The organism is Solirhodobacter sp., assembly GCF_964715405.1.
Map to the genome: position 1 here is coordinate 1 of NZ_CBAICG010000091.1, position 3,418 is coordinate 3,418.

The following is a 3,418-nucleotide window of genomic DNA, read 5'->3' on the forward strand; positions in this document are numbered from 1 at the left end:
AGCGACCGGTTGAAACTGGGCGTGACCGGCTGTAACGTTTCACCCATGCCTGCGTCCGATGCTGCCGTCGTTTCCTGTCTAGCAGCTTGAATCTACAGCGATTTCAGACGCACGCAACCAATCCAACCGATTTCCGTGAATAAGCCGGGTTGATGCAGAACAGAGCGAAGCGTTTCCAGTCTTTCCAAGGAATTTTCCCATCGCGAATTTCACCCATTGTCAGGCTACACGCCTTCAAACAACCTTGACAAGTCACGCGCTCGCCTCAACGCGAGTCCGTGACCATGAGGTTTGCCTAGGCTGTTAACCCAGGGAACAGAAACTCACTCCTTTCAGGAAGGGCTCCAAAAGAAGAGTGCAATTCGGTGGCCAAGTGGTCGGCTAGGGCTGGACTGTCCTCGTGCTGCGCTCACCTTAGGGTTTATTCGGAGTCGAAGGCGTCATCGGACCCTCCAACTACGAAAACGCCCCCTACCCCCGCCGGTCCGGCAGCACGCAGAGCATCTCATAAAGCAGGTTCGCGCCCACCAGCGCGGTATTGCCCGAGGGGTCGTAGGGCGGCGAGACCTCGACCAGATCGCCACCGACGAGGTTCAGCCCCGCGCAGCCGCGCACGATCTCCAGCGCCTGCCAGATCGTCAGGCCGCCCGGTTCCACCGTGCCGGTGCCGGGGGCGAAGGCGGGGTCGAGGCTGTCGATGTCGTAGCTGAGGTAGCAGGGCGCGTCGCCGATCTTCGCGCGCACCTCGGCCATCAGCGGGGTCAGCGACTTGTGCCAGCAGTCCTCGGCCTGCACCACGGTCCAGCCCTGCTGGCGGCCCCAGTCGAAGTCGTCGGGGCTGTAGCCGGTGCCGCGCAGGCCGATCTGATAGACCTTGTCGTTGATCAGGCAGCCCTCTTCCCAGGCGCGGCGGAACGGGCAGCCGTGCGCGACCTTCTCGCCGAACATCGTGTCGTTGATGTCGGCGTGGGCGTCGATGTGGATCAGCGCCACCGGCCCGTGCACCTTCTTCATCGCGCGCAGGATCGGCCAGGTCAGCGTGTGATCGCCGCCCAGCGTCAAGGGGATCGCGCCGTGGGTCAGCACCTCGTCGTAGAAGGCGGTGATGATGTCGACCGATTTCTTCAGGTCGAAGGTGTTGATCGGCACGTCGCCGATGTCGGCCACCTGCATCCGCTCGAACGGGGCGGCGCGGGTGGCCATGTTGTAGGGCCGCAGCATCCGGCTTTCATCCCTGATCTGGCGCGGGCCCAACCGGGTGCCGGGGCGGTTCGAGGTGCCGATGTCGATCGGAATGCCGACGAAGCAGGCATCCAGCCCCGCGGCCGTTGCCTGCGTCGGCAGCCGCATCATCGTGGCCGGGCCGCCAAAGCGCGGCATTTCGTTGCCGCCCAGCGGCTGGTTGTAGGTGGTCATGTCGATCTCCTCCGGCGCCGGTCGGGGCCGCGTTCCGCCCTACCATGCCAAGGAAGATCGCCCCGTCAACCGTGCACGCACGCACGGCAGCGCGGCCGCCTTGCCCCGCCCGCGCGCGCCGCGTTACATCGCGGCCATGAGCCGAGCTTTTCCTATTTCAGAATCGTTCACCGGGGCCCGCGCGTGAGGCGGCGCCGGGCGCTGCTGGAGCGGATGACGGCGCATCTGCTGCACGCGCTTGACCATGCCCGCCTGTCGGACGATCTGACCGCGCGGCCCGGGTTGCTGCAATCGCTCGATCCGCGGGTGAAACTGGGCGGGCTGCTGGGCCTGGCCGTCACGGTCACCGCCGTGCACCAGCTCTGGGCGGTGGCGGGGTTGTTCCTCGTGGCCGTCCTGATCGCGCTGGCCTCGCGGCTGCCGATCGGCCGCACGCTGGCACCGCTCTGGCTCGGCATCCTGATCTTCACCGGCACCATCGCCCTGCCCGCGCCGTTCCTGACCCCCGGCGTGACGGTGGCGCATCTGCCGCTGACCGGCTGGCCGATCACCCGGCAGGGGCTGCGCAGCGCGGCCTTCCTGATCGGGCGGGCGGAAACGGCGGCGAGCTTCACCACGCTGCTGATCCTGACCACGCCCTGGCCGCATGTGCTCAAGGCGATGCGCGCCTTCCGGGTGCCGGTGGTGGTGGTGGCGATCTTCGGCATGACGCATCGCTACATCTTCCTGTTCCTGCAAGCGGCGGCGCAGATGTTCGAGGCGCGGCGCAGCCGGATGGTCGGCCGCCTGACCCCGCGCGAGGGCCGCAGGCTGGCGGTGGCGACGGCGGGCGCGCTGCTGGGCCGGGCGATCGAGACCGGCAACGAGGTGCATCTGGCGATGATCGCGCGCGGCTACCGGGGCGAGCCGCGGCTGTTGCAGGACTTCCGCACCCGCCCGCGCGACTGGGCGGCGCTGGCGGGCGGGGCGGCGGTGGTGGCGCTCGCCTTCTACGGGGGCACCTGAGATGGACCGGGCGCCCTACACCCCCCCGGTCGCCGCGCCGCCCACCTTCACGCCGCCGGTGTTCCAGATCGCCGACGTTCACTTCGCCTATCACGGCATTCCGGCGCTGGACGGGCTGACGCTGAGCATCCCGCGCGGCCAGCGGGTCGCGCTGCTGGGCGCCAACGGGTCGGGCAAGTCCACCCTGCTGCGGCTCCTTGACGGGCTTTACTTCGCCCAACGCGGCCGGGTCGCCGCCTTCGGGCAGGCGCTGACCGAGGACGCCTTGCAGGACGAGGCCACCGCCATCGCCTTTCGCCGCCGCGTTGGCCTCGTGTTCCAGAACCCCGATGTGCAGCTTTTCAACCCGACCGTACTGGACGAGGTCGCCTTTGGCCCGTTGCAGATGGGCTGGCCGCGCGCCGAGGTACTGGCCCGCGTGACGCGCGCGCTGGCGGAGTTCGGGCTGACCGCGCTGAAGGACCGCCCGCCGCACCGCCTGTCGGGCGGCGAGAAGAAGCGGGTCGCGCTGGCCTCGGTGCTGGTGCTGGAGCCTGAGGCGCTGCTGCTGGACGAACCCACCGCCGCGCTGGACCCCAAGAGCGCGTCGGAGATGATCGACTTCCTGATCCGCTGTCGCGGCACCGGGCGCACAGTGGTGACGGCGACGCATGACCTCGACATCGTGGCCGACATCGCCGACCTTTGCGTGGTGATGAAGGCGGGCCGGGTGATCGCGCAGGGGCCGCCGCGCGCGATCCTGACCGACGCCGCCCTGATGACCGACGCGCATCTGGCCCACACCCATCTGCACATCCACCACGGCCATGTGCACCACAGCCACCACCACCTGCACAGCGATGCCGACGACACGCCCGACCCTGCCGATCCTTGATTTCGCGGCTCGGCCGGGGTGAGATGGCCGCAGACCCGCGAGGAGACTTCGGATGCAGGCCACACGGCTGTTCCAGACCGGCGATCTGCGTCTGGTCACGATTGCCGACCCCGCCCCCGCCCC

The 3,418-nt window shown here is 68.5% G+C and carries 3 protein-coding genes; 2 read left to right on the plus strand and 1 reads right to left on the minus strand.

All coding sequences use genetic code 11. The annotated features are described in order from the left end of the window. Positions 1-471 precede the first annotated feature (471 nt). Positions 472-1,416 carry an agmatinase gene (gene speB / locus AC11WY_RS19210; protein ID WP_482928475.1) on the minus strand — a complete coding sequence of 315 codons (945 nt, stop codon included), beginning with the start codon at positions 1,414-1,416 and terminating at the stop codon, positions 472-474. A gap of 183 nt (positions 1,417-1,599) precedes the next feature. Between speB and cbiQ the strand changes: the two genes are divergently transcribed. Together cbiQ and AC11WY_RS19220 are read left to right on the plus strand one after the other, a co-directional pair. Beyond that, positions 1,600-2,421, plus strand: coding sequence for a cobalt ECF transporter T component CbiQ (gene cbiQ, locus AC11WY_RS19215; RefSeq protein ID WP_482928477.1), 822 nt, complete (start codon positions 1,600-1,602; stop codon positions 2,419-2,421). Position 2,422: 1 nt separating this feature from the next. After that, positions 2,423-3,295 (plus strand): energy-coupling factor ABC transporter ATP-binding protein, encoded by an 873-nt coding sequence (locus tag AC11WY_RS19220; protein WP_482928479.1) that lies wholly within the window; start codon positions 2,423-2,425, stop codon positions 3,293-3,295. Positions 3,296-3,418: the final 123 nt, after the last annotated feature.